Below are 20,132 nucleotides of genomic sequence, written 5' to 3' on the forward strand. Positions count from 1 at the left end.
GAGCACCGGCGCCGGTGCTGTCACCAACGACCAAAAGACAAGGTGACTAACCTTACCTGGATTACAACTCCGGGGTGGAACGTCACAAGCCGAATATCGCCGCCAGTTCGGGCCAGGCGGCAGCCCGGCAGTAGACCGGGAGCTCGTGGATCGGCGTCAATCGCTCGATCAGCCGGCCACCGCGCACCGCCTCGCCGGTCCACACGTCGATCCAATCACCCTTCGGCAGGTACGTCGACCAGCTGGTGACCCCGGCTTCGGTGACCGGGTTGACCAGCAGGTCGTCGCCGAGCTGGTACTGCAACGGGTAGTCCCAAACGGCCGGGTCGTCGCCGTGGTCGAAGAAGAGCGGACGCATCAACGGCTGGTCCGTACGCACGCTGATCCGGGCCTGCTCGGTCAGATAGCCGACCAGGTCCTCCCGCAGCTGGGCGAACCGCCGGAACACCGGCATCACCCGTTCGTCACCGGTGGTCTCCGCGACATGCCACGGGGTGCGATCCCGCAGCGGACGGCGATGGTGGTTGAACTCCGAGTGGTACTGCATGATCGGCATGAACGTCGACGCCCCGGCGGCCCGCAGGTACAACTCGGCGTCGGGCACCGGTCCGGAGAAGCCGGCCAGGTCCCAGCCCCAGTAGACGATCCCGCAGGTCGCGGCGGTCAACCCGGCCGTGATCGACGACCGGTACGCCTCCCAGGTGGAGTCCTCGTCACCGGCCCAGAAGATCCCATGAGCCTGCGACCCGGTGAACCCGGCTCGGGAGAACGTCACCGGCGCCTTGCCGACCGAGCGCAGCAGATCCCCGAAGGTCTGGGCGTAGTGCACCGGGAACAGGTTGTTGCCTTCAGCTCCTAATTTGCCATCGGCGTAGCGGAGATCATGACCCCAGGCATGTTCACCGCCGTCGGTCTTGAACCCATCCACATCCAGGTCTTCCACCAGATAGCGGCGCTTGTCCGTCCACCACTCTCGCGTGCGCTCGACGGAAAGGTCCGGCATCAGCGCCTTCGGGAACCACCAGCCGCGGTTGTGGTACGCCGAGCCGTCGGCCTCCAGCACCGCATGGCCGTCCCGGACCATCGCCTCGGCGTCCGCGCGAACCTGCCCGGTCAGCTCGAGATCCGTTTTCTGCAAGGGAATCTGCCACAGAATGACCTTGATGCCACGTGCGTGCAGCTCGTCGATCATCGCCTTCGGATCCGGCCACGCGCCGTCGGCCGGATAGCTGAAGTCCTCCGCCCGATGCGCCGCGCCATCGGCGTTCACGCGGTACGTCGCGTCGCGCCAGATGGTGATGCCTTCTTCGTCGCTCCACGCCTCGATCACCACCGCCCCGACCGGGATGTCGGTATCGCGATGCCGGTCCAGCTGGGCCATCACCAGTTCCTGGGTGTTCCACTCGTTGCCCGAGGCCCACAACCGGAAGACCCAGGAGGGAAGTTCCTCGGCCCGGCCGACCTCGTCCAGGAAGGCGGTCAGTACCTTGCCCGGCCCGCCCTCGTAGATGGCCAGGTCGACGGTCGGTTCGGCGCCGAGTTCGACCTCCACGGTCAGCCGGTCCGGCGCGGAGACACCCACGTCGTACCAGCTGCGCCGGGAGGTGCGGACGTGAAAGCCCCAGCCGTTGCCGTCGGCGCCGATCACCTGCGCGAACGGCATCGGCAGGTACGTGCGGCCGTGCACGCCCTGCGACTTGTACTGCTCGAACACCACCGCGTCGAGCTGTCGCCCGCGCTGATCCACCGCGTCGTACCGCTCGCCGAAGCCGACCACATGATCGTCCGGCGCCAACGGCAACGCAAAGCGCGCGCGATGCACCACTGCACCCGCGACGAGCCACTCGACCGGGCCAAGCACTTTCGCGCCGGTCACCGTGCCGCGCGCCTCCGCCGTCCAAACCGCCGGCGTCAGCTCGAACCACTCCGTCTCAGCAGCCGATGAGGACGAGACGAAGCGATAGCGGTACGACGTGCCCTCCACCAGCGGAGGCGATTCCACCGACCAGGCGTCGTCGCCACCCAGCGCCTTGGCCTGGGCCTCGCTGAGATGGCCTTCGCCACCCGCGAGCGCCGCCGCGTCGGCCGCGGCCACCGAACCAGGGGCCATCGGCAACGACACGACGGGTTCGCCGTCCGCGGCCCATTCACAGACCGCCGGCGACGACGAGACCACGCCGAGCCGGACGGTTTCACCGGCGAGCGGTATGACCGGGATGCGCTGGTCGGGTGAGGCGGCGTACGGGTGCTCGATACCGTGCGGGCGGTGCTGGATCATCAGGCGTTATCCCTCGAGATGATGCCGAGTTCGTCGGCGAGGATCAGGTACATGCCGTGCGACCAGAGCAGCGGTGTCGCCACCTCGCCCCAGCGGGCGATCCACTCGTCGCGAGAATCCGGATGCAGCAGGTGATGCGGAACCTGCTCGGGCAGATCGCCGTTGTCCAGCGCCTGCCGGGCGATCCACTGCAGATGCCGATGCGCGCCGTCGGTATCGCCGCGCGCGGCGAGGTTCCAGCCGAGCAACGCCGACAGCAGGATCCACTGGCCACCGCCGTAGAAGACGTCCGCGGTGAACCGATGCACCCCGCCATCGACATCGAGATCGCGCGCCACCGCGTCCAGCGTCGCGCCGGCCAACGAGTCGTCCATGGGGACCAGGCCGAACGGAACCACGCAAGCGGGCAACGAGCCGTCGACATGCGGACTGCCCAGCCACTTCGACAGATGGCCGCGGCTGATTCCCTCGGCGGCGACCAGCGACCGGATTTCGGCGGCCACCTTCAGGGCCGTCGTACGACGCTCCTCATCCAGCTCGGGGGCGACCGCGATCAGGCCGCCGTAGATCGCGCCGAGCGTCGACACGTGCCGCTGCTCGACGTGCTCCTCCCACCAGTCGTAACAGGGCCGATCCCAGAACGCGAAGAGGTAGTCCGCCGCGACCTCGATGCCCGTACGCCAAGGGTCCAGCGACAGGCCGTGCCGCGCGGCGTGGGTGACCACGGACCACAGCCACATGCCGTAGCCGTCGGTCTGGAAGTCCCACCACGGATCGGAGCCGTTGCTGCCGTCGAAGGTGAAGCGCGTCGGCAACATCTGCTCGACGGCCGGTTGCTTGCCCCGGGCCACCGCCGCGAGCAGGTCGTCGACCTGGTCCCGGCGGCGCCCGAGTACGTCGTTCACCCAGTCGTGGAACCGCCCGGCGGACGTGGTGTCGCCGTACCGGGAGATGCCCTCGGCCGTGAACGAACCGTCCCGCAGCCAGGCATAACCCCGGTAGGCGGAGAACGTCGGCGCGGCCGGATAGGCACCGCCGTCGTGCTGGTTGGCCACGATCACCGCATGACTGTGAACAGCGAGGGCCCGCAGCTGTTCCACGCTGAATTCGCTCACTTCTTCAAAAGCCCGTTCACCTTGGTCTGGGCATCGGTCAGCGCCTTCGCCACCGGCTTGCGGCCGGCCGCGGCGGCGGTCAGTTCCTGCGTCACGATGTCCTGCATCTCCTGCTGACGCTCGATCACCGGCGGCAGCACGGTCGCTTCGAGGGCCTCCAGTACGGCCTTACGGTTGGCGGGCTTCTTCTGCTCCAGGTACGGCGCGAGCTGGGCCTCGTCGGCGATCGGCGGCAGCTCCCACGAGGTCGCCAGCCGGGTCTTGGTGGTGGTGTCGGACGAGGAGAGGAAGGTGATCCACTTCTGCGCGGCCTCGGCGTTCTTGGAGGCGGCGGAAACGACCAGGCCGTTCACGAACATCGCGGAAGCCTTCTGCTTCGAACCCGGCTCGACCACGACGTCCCAGTCGAACGGCGCATCGGCCATCGCGCTGAACATCCAGACGCCCGTGTGCCACATCGCCAGCTTGCCGGACTTGAACAGCTTCGAGTCGAAGTCGGGCGTGCCCGCGCCGTCGGCCTCGGTCGGCATGGTCTTGCCGTTCTTGCCGATCAGCCAGTTCGCGGCCTCAAGGCCTTCCGGCGAGTCGAACGCGGCGGCCGACTTGTCGGCGTTGAAGAACGAGCCACCAGCCTGCGCGAGCGCCTTGTAGAACTCGTTATAGGTGATCGGCTGGTAGTCGCCCCACACGCCCTTGCTGGTCAGCTTCTGCGCGGCGGCCTGCTCGTCGGCCCAGGTCCACTCGGCCGTCGGCTCGGCAATGCCCGCCTTCTTGAACAGCGCCTTGTTGTAGAACAGCACCACGTTCGAGAACGACTCGGGCAGACCGTACTGCTTGCCGCCGTCGGTGAAGGCGTCGAACAGCGACTTCTTGTACACCGCCGAGTCGACGTCCTTGAGCTCCGCCAGCGAACCGTTCTTCGCGTACGTCACGAAGTTCTCGTAGTTCAGCTCGAACGTGTCCGCGGCGGTGCCACCGGCCACGGCGGTCTGGAGCTTGGTGAAGTAGTCCGCGTAGGGAATGGTCTCGACCTGGACGGTGATGTCCGGGTTGGCCGTCTGGAAGGCGGCGACGATCGCGTCGAGGTCCTTCTCGTGGCCGTCGTTGGCGGAGAAGTTCATGTACCGGACAACGGTCTTGCCGTCGGGCCCGGCCTCCTGCTTGGTGGCCGAACCTTGCCCGCAGGCGGTCAGCGCCAGTGCCCCGGCCAGCAGGCCGGCGGCGAGTTTCATGGTGCGCATCAGGGGATCCCTTCACTTGATACCGGTGTGTGCGACACCGGCGATGATGTGGCGCTGCGCGAGCAGGTAGACCACGGCGATCGGCACGATCGAAACGACGGAACCCGCCATCACGACGTCCCATTGGGTGGTGAACTGGCCTTGCAGGGTGGACAGACCCAGCGGCAGGGTCATCAACTCGGGCGACCGGATCACCACCAGCGGCCAGAGAAAGCTGTTCCAGCTGCCCATGAACGCGAACACCGCGACGGTGGCCAGGGCCGGCCGGATCAACGGCAACACGATCCGGGCGAAGATGCGCAGATGGCCGGCGCCGTCCAGGGTGGCGGCCTCGTCCAGTTCGATCGGTACGCCGGCCACGGCTTGGCGGAGCAGGAACACCCCGAACGCCGAGGCGATCGTCGGCGCCAGCAATGAGAAGTACGTGTCCTGCAGGTTCAGCGTCTTCATCTCGATGAACAACGGCACCACCAGGACCTGCAGCGGCACCATCAGCGTCGCCAGGTAGAACCCGAAGACGATGTTCTTGCCCGGAAAGGACAATCGCGCGAAGGCGTACGCCGCCATCGAACCGGTCACCAGCTGCAACGCGGTCGAGGCGATCGCGATACCGAGCGAGTTCAGCACGATCCGCCACATCGGTACGGCGTCCAGCAGCGTGCGGTACGCGTCCAGCGTCGGGTCCTGCACGAACAGCGTCGGGCCGTCGGCCAGCGAACCCTCGGGCGTGATCGAGGTGATCACGGTCCACAGGAACGGGAAGAGCATGATCGCGGCGCCCAGGATGACGCCGACGTACAACAGGATCCGGCCGGCCGGCGAACGGGACTCACGCATAGTGCACCCACCGGCGCTGGCCGCGGATCTGGAAGACCGTGATGATCAGGATGACCGCGAAGAGGATCCACGACAGCGCGGACGCCTCACCGGCCCGGCCGTAGCGGAAGGTCAGGTCGTAGATCTGCCCGACCACCACCTGGCTGGAGCCGGACGGCCCGCCACCGGTCATCACGTACACCTGGTCGAAGACCTGGAAACCGTTGATCAGCGAGATCACCACCACGAAGAAGGTCGACGGGGACAACAGTGGCAGCGTGATCCGGGTGAACCGCTGCCATGGGCTGGTGCCGTCCACCTCCGCCGCCTCGTACAGATCGGCCGGGATCGACTGCAGGCCGGCCAGCAGGATGACCATTACGAAGCCGAGGTCCTTCCAGGCCGAGGACAGGATCACCGCGGGAAGGGCCCACGCGGGATCGGTCCACCAGCCCGGCTCGGGCAGGCCGATCGCGCCGAGCACCTGGTTGACCAGGCCGTTGGTCGGGTTGAGCAGCCACTTCCACACCAGCGCGACCACCACCCAGCTCGTCACCACCGGCAGGAAGTACGTCGCCCGCAGGAACGCGCGGCCCTTCAGCTTGCGGTTCAACGCCAAGGCGAGCGCGAGCCCACCGACGTACACCAGCGGGAGATAGCCGACCACGTACAGCAGCGTGTGCAGGAAGACCCGGCCGGTCGCCGGTTCGCTGAGCAGGTTGCGGTAGTTGCCGAGACCCACCCATTCCATCGGCGAGATCAGGTTCCACTTGTGCAGGCTGACCCAGATCGACGACACCATCGGGATCAGCGTGAAGATCAGCAGCGGGATCGCGCTCGGCAACAGGAAGAACAGCACCCAGCCGTACTGCTTGCGGCGCATCACACGTCCGCCGTTCCGAGCCGGGCCCGCACCAGGCGGCCTTGCTCTCCGCCGTTGCCGGAGGAGTCGAACGGCGAGGCGAGTACGAGCGACGCCGCGCCGCGCGCCCACTGGTCCTCGGTCCACGGTTCGACCACGACCGGCAGTCCCCGGCGCGCGGGCAGTAGGCACCTGCGCAGTGAGGCCTCGAACGCCGGTTCCCAGTGCTGCCAGTCGTCCACGCCTTCACCCATCAGTACGACGACCTCGGGGTCGACCGTGTGCACGATGCCGGCGAGGACCCGGCCCAGCAGTTCGCCCGCCTCGGCAAAAGCCTCCACGCCACGGCCTTTGAGGGCGGCCGCGCCGATGTAGGCCTCCAGGCAGCCGGTCGCGCCACAACCACAGACCGGGCCGTCGGCCGTGACCGGGATGTGCCCGATCTCGCCGGCTCCGCCCGCCGCGCCGCGATAGACCGAACCGTCAACGACGATGCCGCAGCCGATACCGCGCCCGATCGTGACCACCAGGTACGACGAGTGGGCCCGGCCGACGCCGTACAGGCGTTCCGCCGCGGCGAGGGTGTTGACGTCGTTGTCGACCAGCACGGGCGTACCGAGGCGGTCGCGCAGGGTCTGCCCGACCGGCATGGCCTGCCAACCGAAGGTGGGTGCGTCCACCACGCCGGAGGCCTGGGCGTCGACCGAACCGGGCACGCCGACGCCAACGCCGAGAAGCCGCTCGGCCAGGCCGTCGACCTCCGCCGCGAGGATCCGGCCGAGCAGGTGGACGGCGTCCGGCGCGCTCGGATCGAACGGCCGGGTCGTCGAGGTACGGACCGAACCGTCGAGTTCGACCGTGACGATCGCGATGTGGTCCGCGGTCACCTTCGCGCCGAGTGCGACGCCCGCCTGCCGGACCAACCCGAGCAGTCGCGCGGGGCGGCCGCCGTTCGACGGCACCGACTCCAGCTGCTCGACCAGGCCGCGGGCGATCAGGTCCTTGGTCACCTGCGTGACGGTGGCCGGACTCAGGCCGAGCTCGCGGGAGATGTCCACCCGTGAGGTCGGTCCCCGGGTGCCGAGCAGACCCACGATGCCCGCGGGCACCAGGTCTCCCCGGGGGATCGGGCCCTGTCCTGTCGCCACTCCACACCGCCGTTCCGCGCTCAAGGGACTTACTTCGGCACTAAATTTAGCGAGAAACTAAGTCACTGGCGGCCTGGGAGTCAAGAGCTGCGAACCATTGACGCGGTAACGAATTCGCAGCTAACGTCCGGCTTACTTCGGTGACCTTAGTAAGGGGGTGACGGCATGCAACCGGTCCGTACGGGCAGTAAGGAACTGATCCGTGAGATCAACGCCGCCCTCGTGCTGCACGAGCTCCGGGCCGAGTCGCTGCTGTCTCGCACGGAGCTGGCGAAGCGAACCGGACTGAGTCTTCCGACGGTCTCGGAGATCACCGCCGAGCTGATCGAAACCGGTGTCATCGAAGAACGCGCCACCGGCTTGTCCGGCGGCGGCCGGCGCCCGATCCTGCTGGCGTTGCGGCCGGACGCGGGTGCCGTAGTAGGCATCAAGCTCACCGAGACCCAGGTCATCGCCGTACTCACCGACCTGAACGCGCGCATTCTCGGCCGGATCACGCTGCCGTTGCCGCGGACGTCGGTGCCGCGGGTGATCCAGACCGTCGCGAAGGCCGTGCGCGCTCTCGCGGCCGACTCACCCAGCCGGTTGTACGGCGTCGGGGTCGGCCTCGCGGGGGTGATCGACCGGGCCGCGGGGGTGGTCCGGCACGGCACGTACTCGGACTGGCACGACGTGGACCTGGCCGGACTGCTGCAGCGCGAGCTGGGTCAACCGGTCGTGGTCGACAACGACGTGAACACGCTGGTCGCGAGCGAGCAGTGGTTCGGCGCCGGGCGGGGAGTCTCGGACGTGGCCGTGGTCAGTATCGGCCGCGGTATCGGTCTGGGCATGGTGCTGGACGGCCGGCTCTATCGCGGTGCCGGTGGCGGCGCGGGCGAGTTCGGTCATACCAAGGTCGTTGCCAATGGCCCCCTTTGCCCGTGCGGCGGCCGGGGCTGTCTGGAAACGCTCATCGGCGAACCGGCGCTCACCGCCCGGGCCGCCACGATCCTCGGCCGGGAGGCCGATCTCGACGAGGTGGCGGCACTGGCCCGGCAAGGTGACCGGCGGCTCGCCACGATCTTCTCCGACCTCGGCGGCACACTCGGTGTGGCCGTCGGCAATCTGATCAACCTGCTCAATCCGAAGCTGATCGTGCTCGCTGGTGAGGGCACGCGCGTCGGCGATCTGTTCAAGACCGAGTTCGACTCGTCCCTGCGCGCCACCGTCTTCGACGGCCTGCAGCGGGATCTCGAGATCGTGATCGGCGCATGGGATGACGAGGCCTGGGCGCAAGGCGCCGCGGGCTTGTTCCTGGGGGAGCTCTTCGAGCCGAACCTGCGGCCGGACGAGGCCGGCAGGCCTTCGCTGACCGCCCGTTCGGCCAGCTGACCGTTGTGACGTCGGCCCCTGCTGGGGCCGGGAAGTGAGGCCGTTGTGAGGTCCCGTTTTAGATCCCGTCTTAGGCTCCGGGCCGCCGTTGTGGTGCTGGCGCTCCTGGCCTTCCAACTCGCTCCCGCGCCCGCCTGGGCCGGGACCCTGACCGGTGTGTTCCACGCGCCGACCGGCGCCGACGAGCTGTACGCCGCGCAGCCGACCGAGCGCTCGCCGCGTGATCCGATGGCCGGTCAGGCCGTGCAGATCAAGGCCAGCACCTGGCCAGTCTCCACCGGCCAGACCCTGTGGGTGACCTGGACGAAGAACGGTGTCGCCCAGACGCCGATCGGTGCCGCCTGGGACTACAACAGCGGCAACAACACGTACTGGAAGCTCAACCTCGGCACGTTCGCCCGGGGTGACAAGATCACCTATACGGTCAACGCCGACGTGGACGGTGGGAACCAGAAGACGACCGGGCCGTTCTCGTTCGCGGTCACCTCCTGGAGCGGCCCGACCGGCGTCGGCTCGTACGTCGACAACGGCACCTCCGTCGACGTCACCACCGGTGATACCGCGGGCAGCTTCACGCCGAAGGTGCGGTTCGCCTTCCCGGCGGCCAACCGGTTCCACGTGCAGATCGCGCCGACCGGTACCGGGCTGAACATCAGCGGGACCACCGGCTACACGATCACGAACAGCGCGACTCAGCTCCAGATCGCCACCTCGCAACTGCAGGTGCGGATCCAGAAGTCGCCGTACCGGGTCTCGGTCTACAAGGCCGACGGCGTGACGCTGATCGCCCGGCAGTACGACCCCGCGACCTTCCGCAACGTCGGATGGGCCAGCGACGGCAGTACCAGCGTGACGAAGGTGGAGGACCACTGGCATTCACCCGCGGGGGAGCGGTTCGAAGGCCTTGGCGAGCGGTACGACCAGATCAACCAGCGCGGGCGCGACGTACACAACTACGTGTACAACCAGTACCAGGATCAGGGCGCGACGTCTCGCACGTACCTGTCGGTGCCGTTCTTCACGAACTCCGCGGGCTACGGCATCTACGTGCCGAGTACGCGGTACTCGATCTTCAACCTGGGCACGCATCTGGCCGACATGGCCGGTTTCACCGTGGACACCAGCGGCGCGCTGAACTCGACGGTCGACTACCACTTCTTCACCGGTACGCGGGCCCAGATCCTCGACCAGTACACGGCCGTGACCGCCCGTCCCAAGCTGCCGCCGAAGTGGACCTTCGGGCTCTGGATGTCCGCGAACGAGTGGAACACCCAGGCCGAGGTGAACGCCGAGCTGGCCAACGTCACCTCGACCGGTATTCCGCACAGCGCGATGGTGCTGGAGCAGTGGAGTGACGAGGCCACGTTCTACCTGTGGCATGGCGCGACGTACACGCCGAAGCCGGGTGCGCAGGCCTTGTCCTATACGGATCTGACCTTTCCACCGGGGTCGGCGTGGTCCGATCCGAAGGCGATGGTGACGGCGGCGCACAACCAGAACATCAAGGTGGTGCTCTGGCAGATTCCCGTGCTCAAGCAGAACTTCGACAGCAATCCACCGACGGCGCCGCAACAGCACATCAACGACCGGGACTACGCCGTTGCCCAGGGCTACGTTCTCGGTGATGGTGCCGGTGGCCCGTACCGGGTGCCGAGTGGGCAGTGGTTCGGCGACGGCACCGTGCCGGACTTCACCAAGTCGACCGCCACCAACTGGTGGATGAGCAAGCGCTCCTACCTGTTCGACCAGGTCGGTATCGACGGCCTCAAGACCGACGGCAGCGAGGCGGTGTTCGGCCGCAACGTGACCAGTGGCAGCGGCCGCAAGGGCGACGAGCTGCACAACGCCTACCCGAACGAGTACACCCGCGCCTACAACGACTTCGTGCAGACCAAGACGGCAGGACAGGGCACGCTGTTCAGCCGGGCCGGCACGTCGGGCGCGCAGGCGAACTCGATCTTCTGGGCGGGTGACCAGGCCTCGACCTTCGGCGCCTTCCAGGAGGCCGTGCGGGCCGGGATCAGCGCCGGGCAGTCCGGTATTCCCTTCTGGTCCTGGGACCTCGCCGGATTCACCGGCACCTTCCCGTCGAGCGAGCTGTACCTGCGGTCGGCGGCGCAGGCGACGTTCTCGCCGATCATGCAGTACCACTCGGAGAAGTCGAACCCGGGCGTTTCCGAGGCCCGGACGCCGTGGAACGTGCAGGCGCGAACCGGTGACAACACGGTGGTGCCGAAGTTCAAGAAGTTCGCCAACACCCGGATGAACCTGATTCCGTACCTCTACACCGAGGCGAAGAACGCGTCCACGACCGGTCTGCCGTTGATGCAGGCGATGAGCATTGCCTATGGCAACGACGCCACCGCGGCGGCGCAGGACCAGCAGTACATGTTCGGCCGGCAGTTGCTGGTGGCACCGATCACCGCCCAGGGCGCCACCTCGAAGAGCGTCTACCTGCCCGCGGGCGAGTGGTACGACTTCTGGAACGGCGGCCGGGCCCAAGGCGCCGGGACGAAGGTCTACAACGCTGGGACCGACAGCATTCCGGTGTTCGCGAAGGCCGGCGCGATCGTGCCGCTCAACCTGAACGCCGACTACGAACTCGGTGGCACCATCGGTAACAGCGTCACGACCTACCCGAACCTGACCTTCCGGGTCTACCCGTCGGGCACGTCCAGCTACAACTACTTCGAGGACTCGGCCGGACTCATGCGGACCGTGACGAGCACGGAGAACTTCACGGGTCACCAGGTGACGGTGAGCGTGCCGCCGCTGACGACCAAGAGCACCCTGCAGGTGGCTTCGACCAAGCCGACGTCTGTCACCCGCGATGGTGTGGCGATGACTGCGCACGCCACGCTGGCGGCGCTCAAGGCCGCGACCGACGGCTGGTACTGGGATCCGGTCCAGCAGCTCACGCTGGTCAAGACCGCGTCGAGCGCGTCGGCCCGCAGCATCGTGCTGAACGGCGTCGACAAGGCGGCGTACGAGGCCGAGTTCGGCACCAACACCGGTACGTCGGTGAACACCGATCACCCGGGCTACACCGGCACCGGTTTTGTCGACGGCTTCGAAACCGCGGGCGACTCGGTTTCGGTCGACGTGAACGCCTCGGTGACCGGCAGCCACGTGCTGAAGTTCCGCTACGCGAACGCGTCGGGCAGTACGGCGACCAGGTCCATCCTGGTGGACGGTGTCGCCGTCGGCACGGTGAATCTGCCGTCGCTGCCGAACTGGGATACCTGGGGCACGGCCACGCTGACAACCAATCTGACCGCGGGTAGACGCACGATCAAGGTCAACTACGGTTCGATCGGCATCAACCTCGACAACATCACGGTGGCACGGCCATGAGGCGGCTGATGCTGGTCCTCGCGATGGTGGCCGCCACCCTGTTCGTACCACCTTCCGTCGCGCAGGCCGCCGTGCAGCGGGTGCAGTTCCTTGCGGGTGGCAACTACCTGGTGGTGGAGTTCCTCGACAACGACCTGGTGCATTTCGAGCTCGGTACCGGTAGTGGCCCGGGCACGGGAGCACCGTTGTTCACCACGACGCAGGTGGCGAAGTCGGACTATTCCGGGCCGACGAGTCTGACCCAGAGCGGCGGCGTGCTCACCACGCCGGGGCTGAAGGTCGACGTGAACACCTCGACCTTGTGCGCGACCGTCTACGACACCACCCGGGTGCCGCAGTTGTTGCTCACGACCACATGTCCGCGCAACCTTTCCCAGGCCTGGAAGGGATTGTCGTTCACCAAGTCCTCGATGCAGAACGCTTATGGACTCGGTGAGCAGTTCTTCATGGGCGGTAGTGCCGACGGCGATTGGGTGGGCCGGCAACGAACTTCCGGTGCCTTCGGCAACGCCATGCTCTACGACACGGACAACGGCCCGGTCGGCAACACCCAGATCCCGGTGCTGTTCGCGGTCGGCGCGGCCAACGCGAACTACGGCCTGTTCGTCGACCAGGTCTACAAGCAGCAGTGGGACCTGACCGGCGATCCGTGGACTCTCGACACGTACGGCGACCAGCTGCGGTGGTTCGTGATGAGCGGCCCGGATCTCCCGGACCTGCGCAAGGACTACCTCGAACTGACCGGACGGCCGCCGGTTCCGCCGAAGAAGGCCTTCGGGTTGTGGATGTCGGAGTTCGGCTATGACAACTGGGGTGAGATCGACACCACCCTGGCCGGACTGCGCGCGGCCAAGTTCCCCACCGACGGCGTGATGCTGGACGTGGACTGGTTCGGTGGCGTCACCGCGGGATCGGACAACACCCGAATGGGTTCGCTCGACTGGGACACCGTCAACTTCCCGAACCCGGCGGCCAAGCTCGCGTCGTACCAGACCAACCAAGGCGTTGGCGTGATGGCGATCGAGGAGTCGTACGTCGGGAAGAACCTGCCCGAGCATGCCGACCTCGCGGGGACGGGTTATCTGATCCGCCAGGGTTGTTCGACTTGTGCGCCGGTCTACCTGACCGGGAACGACTGGTGGGGCCGGGGCGGCATGATCGACTGGACCCAGCCCGCGGCGAGTGCGCACTGGCATTCGACTCAGCGCACGCCGTTGATCAACGCCGGCGTGATGGGCCACTGGCTCGACCTCGGTGAACCTGAGATGTACGACAGCAACGACTGGACCGCCGGCGTACTACCGGGCAAGCACGCGCACTCGGATTACCACAACCTCTACAACCTGGAGTGGGCTCGCGGCATCGCCAAGGGGTACGCCGACAGCGGTTCGACCAAACGGCCGTTCCTGCTGGCCCGGGCCGGTGCGGGTGGTATCCAGCGGACCGGCGCGGCGATGTGGTCAGGCGATATCGGTTCGAAGCTGACAGCGCTGGCCGCGCAGCAGAACGCGCAGCTGCACATGTCGATGTCGGGAGTGGACTACTTCGGCTCGGATATCGGCGGCTTCCGGCGGGAGATGCTGAACTCGGATCTGAACGAGCTCTACACCCAGTGGTTCGCGAACTCGTCCTGGTTCGACGTACCGATCCGGCCGCACACCGAGAACCTGTGCAACTGCCTGGAGACCTCGCCGGACTCCATCGGCGACGTGCCGAGCAACCTGGCGAACCTGCGCCAGCGGTACGAGCTCACGCCGTACTACTACTCGCTCGCGCATCGGGCCCACAGCACGGGTGAACCGCTGATCCCGCCGTTGGTCTACCAGTACCAGAACGACCCGAACGTGCGGGAGATGGGCCACCAGAAGCTGATCGGCAAGGACCTGCTGGTCGGGGTGGTCGCCGGGGCGGGACAGCGCAAGCGCGACGTCTACCTCCCGGCCGGCACGTGGTTCGACTACCACACGAACGCGAAGACGGTCAGCACCGGACAAACCCTGACCGACGTACCGCTGTGGCGTAACGGCAAGTTCCAGCTGCCGACGTACGCCCGGGCCGGGGCGATCCTGCCGAAGATGCACGTGGACGACCAGACCATGAACGTGCTCGGCAAACGAGCGGACGGCTCGAGCCGGAACGAGCTGATCGCCCGGGTCTTCTCGGACACCGCCTCGACGTCGTTCACTCTCGCCGAGGACGACGGCGCCTCCACCGGGTACCAGACCGGAGCGAAGCGCACGACCGTGCTGAGCCAGTCCCGCTCCGGGTCCACCGCGACGGTCGGCATCGCCGCCTCGTCCGGGACCTACACCGGTGCCGTGACCAGCCGGTCGAACGTGGTCGAGCTGGTCGCCGACACCCAGGCGTCAGCGGTGACCTTGAACGGCACGGCCCTGACCCAGCACTCGAACAAGGCGGCCTTCGACGCGGCCACCAGCGGCTGGTACAACGCGGGCGGCAACCTGATCGTGGCGAAGTCGGCCTCGTTGTCCACGGCAACGGCCAAGTCGTTCGTCTTCACCCTCGGCCAGGCGGTGGTCTCGAAGACCTTCAGCTGCACCAACGGAACCACCACCGCGGGCCAGTCGGTTTATGCCGTCGGCAACATCCCGCAACTCGGCGCCTGGTCCGTCGCGAGCGCGGTCAAACTCAACCCGACGTCCTACCCGACCTGGACCGGCACCATCTCCAACCTGCCGCCCAACACGGTGGTCGAGTGGAAGTGCGTCAAACGCCAAGAAGCCAACTATCCAGCCACGGCCGACCAATGGGGGCCAAACCCGAACAACACTTTCACCACACCTGCAACCGGCCCGGCCGGCACCACCACCGGCACCTTCTAACCGGGCCACCTCTTCCGGTGGGTACCACCTCGCAGTCCGAGGTGGTACCCACCGGCCCGTCAGCCAGCCACTTCCACGCTGGGCCAGAAGGTGGCGTAGTGGGGGTGGGTGAGGAGGTCGGGGTGGGAGCCTTGGTGGCGGATGTGGCCGGCTTCCAGGAAGGCGACGCGGTCGGCGCGTTCGACGGTGCGTAGGCGGTGGGCGACCATGATGACGGTGCGGCCCGCCATCAGGCGTTCGATGCCCTCGTGGACGGCGGCCTCGTTGACCGGGTCCAGCGCGGAGGTGACCTCGTCCAGCAGCACGATGGGCGCGTTCTTCAGGAAGGCCCGGGCGATCGATACGCGCTGGCGTTCACCGCCGGACAGCCGCGCGCCGCCTTCGCCTACGTTGGTTTCCCAGCCGTGGGGCAGACGCCCGATCACCTCGTCGAGGCGCGCCGCGGCGGCCGCGGCTCGTACGTCGGCGGTGCTGGCGCCGGGACGGCCCAGCCGGATATTCTCCTCGATCGTTCCGTCGAAGAGGTAGACGTGCTGGAAGACGATGGCGATTCGTGCCATCAGGGCTTCGGTGCTCAGTTGGCGTACGTCCACACCGCCGATGCGTACGGCGCCCGCGTCCACGTCGTAGAACCGGGCCAGCAGTTGCAGCAAGGTGGATTTGCCCGCGCCGGACGGTCCGACAATGGCCAATCGTTGGCCTTCCGGTACGTCCAGCGACACGTTGTCGATCACCGTACGGTCACCGTGGCGGAACACGACCGACTCGAAGCGCAGATCATGTCTCTTCGGCTCGACTGGCTCGGTCGGTTCCGGTAATGGTTCGACGTGGAGTAGCGCGTCGAGCCGGGCGAGTTCGGCCCGGGCGCCGCGGAGCTTGCCGCCGATATCCGCCAGCGACAGCAGGGGATCCGCGCACCGGGCAGCGAGCACCAGGATCGTCAGGACCTCCACAGCGCCAACGTTCCCGCCGAGCGCCAGATAGGTGCCTAGGGCAAGGATCGCGGTGAACATCGTCTGTACCGCGAGCGTCAACCCGACCACCCCGGGAAGCACCGTCAGCGTCGTACGTCGTGAGGAGCGCTGGACTTCCTGCAGTGAATCGTCCAGCAGGCTGAAGCGTTCGGTGGTTCGCCCGCCGGCCCGAAGAACGGGCTGCGCCTGCAGATACTCGATCACGCGCGCGGTGGATTCATGGTCCCGTTCGGCGCGATCCGCATCGCCCGAGGCGATCAGACGGCCCGTCCACAGCTGAACCCCCGCCACGATCGGTACGGCGGCAAGCGCGGCAAGGCCCAACTGCCAGTTGTAGACGAGAATCACCGCGACGATCGTCAGGGGAGTCGCACCCGCGGAGATGAACGGCGCCAGCAGATGCGCGACAACCCCCATCGCCTGCAAGACGCCTTGGCTGGCGAGCACTGACACCTCGCCGACGCGGCCGGCGCTGTACCAGCCGATGGGCAATCGAGCCAGGTGATCGCCGATCCGGTTGTACATGCCATGCAGCAGCGTCGTACCGACCCGGAAGCCGGCCAGGTCGCTGATGTAGCGCAATCCCGCATAGGCCGCGACCGCCGCTCCGAACGCGATCAGCCAAGGCCACGCGTCGCCGGGGGTGGTCCCGAACAACGCCCGCAACACAGGCACGAGCAAGGCGTACGACAAACCCTCGGCGATCGCCGCTGCCGTCATCAGCGCGACGGTACGACGCACGGGCTGGGCGTATTCGTTTCCCAGCACGCGAAGCAGCATTCGGATCATCGGACCTCATCTCCTTGCACGGCGTGCGGTGCAGCGAAGGACGACCGCCAGAACGCGGCGAACCGGCCGTCACGGGCCAACAGGTCGGCGGGTTTGCCTCGTTCGACGATCGACCCGTTCTCCAGCAGTACGACGGTGTCGGCGTCAACGATGGTCTCCAGCCGATGGGCGATGACCAGGATCGTGCGATGGCCTCCCAACGTGGACAGCGCGCGTCGTACCGCTTGTTCGGTCTGGGGATCGGCGAAGGCCGTCGCTTCGTCGAGCACCAGCACGGGCGCATCGGCGAGTAGGGCGCGGGCGAGCGAGACCCGTTGCGCCTCGCCACCCGAGAGCCCGGCATCTTCGCCGATCACCGAGTCGTAGCCGCGGGGTAGTTCGAGAATCCGGTCGTGGATGTTTGCCAGCCTGGCGGCGCGAACGATGTCGCCATGGTCGGCATGCGGAACCGCCAGCGCGATGTTCTCGGCAATGGTCGCGCGCAACAGTCGTACGTCCTGGAAGACGAACGAGACCCGGCGGTAAAGGTCGTCGCTGCCGAGTTCGCGTAGATCGACACCACCCAGACTGATCGAACCGGCGCTCGGATCGAAGAACCGCGGCAACAACTGAACCAGCGTGGATTTCCCGCTGCCGGAAGGGCCGACGAGCGCCGTGACCGTGCCGGGTTCGAGCACCAGGTCGATACCCCGCAGGACCTCGTGCTCGCCGTCGTACCCGAAACGCACGCCACGTAGTTCCACTCGATGGCCCTTCGGCGCGACCGGCTGCTCGGGCTCGGGGAGTGACGGCACAGCCAGCACCTCGCGGATCCGGCCGACCGCGCGTTGAGCGGCCTGTAGTTCGTCGAAGCCGTGGCCGAGAGCCGCGACCGGCGCGGTCAGGCCTAGGCCGAGAAGTACGAACGGCAGGAGGTCGGCCGGTGCCAGACCACCTGAGGTGATCCGTCCTGCGCCGCCGATGAGCACGACCAGCAGGACGAACGGCGGCGACAGCGCGAGCTGCATGCCGGCGGCGATCGCGGAGAGGCCGCGCACGAACCGGTAGAAGATGGTGATGAAGTCCTCCGTGGCCGTGCGGAACTTCTCATGCGCGCGCCCGGATCCACCGAACGCCTTCACCACCGAGATGCCCTGCACGAACTCCACCACTGAATCCGAGATCCGGCCCATCGCCTCGTCGAAGTCCGCCTGCTCCCGCTGCCGCGCCGGGGTCATCATCAGCGGGACCAGCGCCACGGCCAGCACCACCGGGATCAACGTGATCAGTGTGAGCCGCCAGTCGATCGTGAACAGGTAGATCAGCGACACCAGCGGTACGACGAACGCCGCGACGAGTTCACCCGGAGTGTGCGCGATGAACGGGTGGACGGCGCTCACGTCGTCGCCCACCACCTTCGCCAGTTCGCCGGTCCGGCGCCGGGAGAACCAGCCGAGCGGTACGCGTCCCAGTCGTGCGGCCAGTTGCCGGCGAAGCGCGAGTTGTACCCGGCCGTCCAGCACATGCCCGATTCCCGACGATGCGGCCGTGAACAGCAGCCGGACGAATAACCCGGCGGCTCCGACCGTCACAGCGGTCCAAGCTCGATCGGCGTCCAGAGCGCCGGGGGACAGCATTAGCCGCCCTAGTTCGACGACGGCCAGCAACGGGGCTAGGCCGGCCACAGCGCCTATCACCTGTAGCACGATCACAGCGGCGAAGCTGGGAACGTACGGCCGCAGTAGTCCCGCCACGCTCGGGCCAGCGCTGGAGGTAGTAGTGGTCATTGCAATCCCTTCTTCGTCAGTACGACGGGTTCTGCTGGGCTCACGCGGGGGAGGACTGTCAGGGCAACTGCAACGGCCACAAGCAGTAGCGCGGCGCCAAGCGTCATCCCGAGCGCGTATCCCGCTGTAAGTGCCTCCGGCGTCGCGGCCGGGCCGGTCCGCTCGTAGGCCGCTGTGCCGAGTGCGGCCAGTCCAAGCGACGCCCCAATCTGTCGTGAGCTGGCAAGCAGTCCCGAGGCCGTACCGGTTTCGTACGGCGCTACGCCCGTCGTGGCGATAGAGACGACCGGGCCCAGGCAAAGCCCGAACCCGAGGCTGAGCACGATCGACGGCCCTAGGACGTCGCTGGCGAACGAGCCGTCCGAGCTGATCAGGCCGAACCAGGCGAAACCGGCGGCGGTCAGCAGTCCACCGCCAACGACGAGCGTGCGCGGCGCTACCCGGTAGCCGAGCTTCACGGCGAGTACGGATCCGACGACCACGCCAAGAGCCAGCGGAAGGAACTGGAGTCCCGTCAGTGCAGGGCTGGTTCCGAGTACCCGTTGCAGATAAAGCGAGATGAAGTAGAACGACGAGGCCATAGCTGCACCGAGCAGGAGGTTGTACGCGTTGGCCCCGGCGACCGCGCGATTGCCGAACAAACCAAGGCGAATCAGCGGATCACGCGTGGTCCTTCGTTCGACGGCGATGAACGCGGCCAGCAACGCGATGGCGAGCGCGAGCGTTCCCCACGTGACGAGCGAGGTCCACGAGTACTGGTCGGTGCGGACGATGCCGAAGACGAACAACGTCATGCCGGCCGTGGCCAGTACGGCGCCGAGCACGTCCGGACGACCGCGTGGTTGCGCGGGGAGATCGGTGGCGATGCTGCGCGAGGCGAGGGCGAACGCGATGACGGCCATCGGCACGTTCACGAACATCACCCAGCGCCAGCCGGCGTACTGGGTGAGCACGCCGCCGATCAGTACGCCGAGCGCGCCGCCGGCGGCGTTCATCGCGCTCCAGATGCCGAACGCCCGGACGCGCGCCTTGCCACTGGGAAAGGTTGCTGTTAGCAACGACAGCGCGGCTGGCGCGAGTGCCGCGGCGCCGACACCTTGGGCGGCGCGGGCGGCGACCAGCTGGCCGGGATTCTGCGCGAAGCCGCCGAGGAGAGACGCGAGGCCGAACAGGGCCAAGCCGAGCAGCAGTACGCGCTTTCGGCCGAAGCGGTCGGCGAGCTTGCCGCCCAGCAGCAGGAGGCCGCCGAAGGTGAGCGCGTACGCGTGGATCACCCAGGTCAGCCCGACTTCGCTGAAGCCGAGTGCGTCCGCGATCCGGGGCAGGCCCAGGTTGACGACGGAAAGGTCGAGTGACACCAGGAATTGCACGACAGCGACTGCCGCCAGGACGAGGCCGGGGCGTCGGGTGGAGGACTTTTCGAACATGTTCCGAAAGTAGCACCGGGAACGACCCGCTGTCGACCAACGACGGTTCGGCGATCGCGAAAGGGCATGATGGGACGATGCCCCGGACGCCAGCCCGAAACGGCCGAACGTCAGCAGCAGATGACGGCCGAACGTCAGCAGATGACGG

The 20,132-nt window shown here is 67.3% G+C and carries 12 protein-coding genes; 3 read left to right on the forward strand and 9 right to left on the reverse strand.

Annotated elements, in window-relative coordinates; translation table 11 throughout:
• Positions 1–82 precede the first annotated feature (82 nt).
• The 6 genes from ACFFGN_RS00615 to ACFFGN_RS00640 are packed head-to-tail and all read right to left on the reverse strand — an operon-like array spanning position 83 to position 7,460.
• A complete protein-coding gene (locus ACFFGN_RS00615) occupies positions 83–2,278 on the reverse strand; it encodes a glycoside hydrolase family 31 protein (RefSeq protein WP_380043223.1) in 2,196 nt (731 codons plus the stop codon).
• Positions 2,278–3,393 carry a glycoside hydrolase family 15 protein gene (locus ACFFGN_RS00620; protein WP_380043224.1) on the reverse strand — a complete coding sequence of 372 codons (1,116 nt, stop codon included), beginning with the start codon at positions 3,391–3,393 and terminating at the stop codon, positions 2,278–2,280. Before ACFFGN_RS00620 ends, ACFFGN_RS00615 begins: the two co-directional genes overlap by 1 nt.
• Positions 3,390–4,634 carry an ABC transporter substrate-binding protein gene (locus tag ACFFGN_RS00625; protein ID WP_380043225.1) on the reverse strand — a complete coding sequence of 415 codons (1,245 nt, stop codon included), beginning with the start codon at positions 4,632–4,634 and terminating at the stop codon, positions 3,390–3,392. Before ACFFGN_RS00625 ends, ACFFGN_RS00620 begins: the two co-directional genes overlap by 4 nt.
• A 12-nt stretch (positions 4,635–4,646) precedes the next feature.
• Positions 4,647–5,471 carry a carbohydrate ABC transporter permease gene (locus tag ACFFGN_RS00630; protein ID WP_380043226.1) on the reverse strand — a complete coding sequence of 275 codons (825 nt, stop codon included), beginning with the start codon at positions 5,469–5,471 and terminating at the stop codon, positions 4,647–4,649.
• On the reverse strand, positions 5,464–6,333 hold the full coding sequence (locus ACFFGN_RS00635; protein ID WP_380043227.1) for a carbohydrate ABC transporter permease: 870 nt from the start codon (positions 6,331–6,333) through the stop codon (positions 5,464–5,466). The genes ACFFGN_RS00630 and ACFFGN_RS00635 overlap by 8 nt, the downstream gene beginning before the upstream one ends.
• A complete protein-coding gene (locus ACFFGN_RS00640; protein ID WP_380043228.1) occupies positions 6,333–7,460 on the reverse strand; it encodes an ROK family protein in 1,128 nt (375 codons plus the stop codon). The genes ACFFGN_RS00635 and ACFFGN_RS00640 overlap by 1 nt, the downstream gene beginning before the upstream one ends.
• Positions 7,461–7,625: 165 nt before the next feature.
• Between ACFFGN_RS00640 and ACFFGN_RS00645 the strand changes: the two genes are divergently transcribed.
• The 3 genes from ACFFGN_RS00645 (at position 7,626) to ACFFGN_RS00655 (ending at position 15,028) form a co-directional block, all read left to right on the forward strand.
• Positions 7,626–8,831: an ROK family protein gene (locus ACFFGN_RS00645; RefSeq protein ID WP_380043229.1), complete on the forward strand. Its 1,206-nt coding sequence runs from the start codon at positions 7,626–7,628 to the stop codon at positions 8,829–8,831.
• A 90-nt stretch (positions 8,832–8,921) separates the two neighbouring features.
• A complete protein-coding gene (locus ACFFGN_RS00650; RefSeq protein WP_380043230.1) occupies positions 8,922–12,185 on the forward strand; it encodes a TIM-barrel domain-containing protein in 3,264 nt (1,087 codons plus the stop codon).
• Positions 12,182–15,028 carry a TIM-barrel domain-containing protein gene (locus ACFFGN_RS00655; protein WP_380043231.1) on the forward strand — a complete coding sequence of 949 codons (2,847 nt, stop codon included), beginning with the start codon at positions 12,182–12,184 and terminating at the stop codon, positions 15,026–15,028. The genes ACFFGN_RS00650 and ACFFGN_RS00655 overlap by 4 nt, the downstream gene beginning before the upstream one ends.
• A gap of 59 nt (positions 15,029–15,087) precedes the next feature.
• Here ACFFGN_RS00655 and ACFFGN_RS00660 read toward each other — a convergent pair whose 3' ends face one another.
• Genes ACFFGN_RS00660 through ACFFGN_RS00670 form a run of 3 tightly spaced genes read right to left on the reverse strand, consistent with a single transcriptional unit; the run spans position 15,088 to position 19,984 of the window.
• A complete protein-coding gene (locus ACFFGN_RS00660; RefSeq protein WP_380043232.1) occupies positions 15,088–16,791 on the reverse strand; it encodes an ABC transporter ATP-binding protein in 1,704 nt (567 codons plus the stop codon).
• Positions 16,788–18,557: an ABC transporter ATP-binding protein gene (locus ACFFGN_RS00665; protein WP_380043234.1), complete on the reverse strand. Its 1,770-nt coding sequence runs from the start codon at positions 18,555–18,557 to the stop codon at positions 16,788–16,790. Before ACFFGN_RS00665 ends, ACFFGN_RS00660 begins: the two co-directional genes overlap by 4 nt.
• On the reverse strand, positions 18,554–19,984 hold the full coding sequence (locus ACFFGN_RS00670; protein WP_380043235.1) for an MFS transporter: 1,431 nt from the start codon (positions 19,982–19,984) through the stop codon (positions 18,554–18,556). The genes ACFFGN_RS00665 and ACFFGN_RS00670 overlap by 4 nt, the downstream gene beginning before the upstream one ends.
• Positions 19,985–20,132: the final 148 nt, after the last annotated feature.

The organism is Kribbella deserti, from assembly GCF_042434725.1.
Classification (GTDB): Bacteria; Actinomycetota; Actinomycetes; order Propionibacteriales; family Kribbellaceae; genus Kribbella; species Kribbella deserti.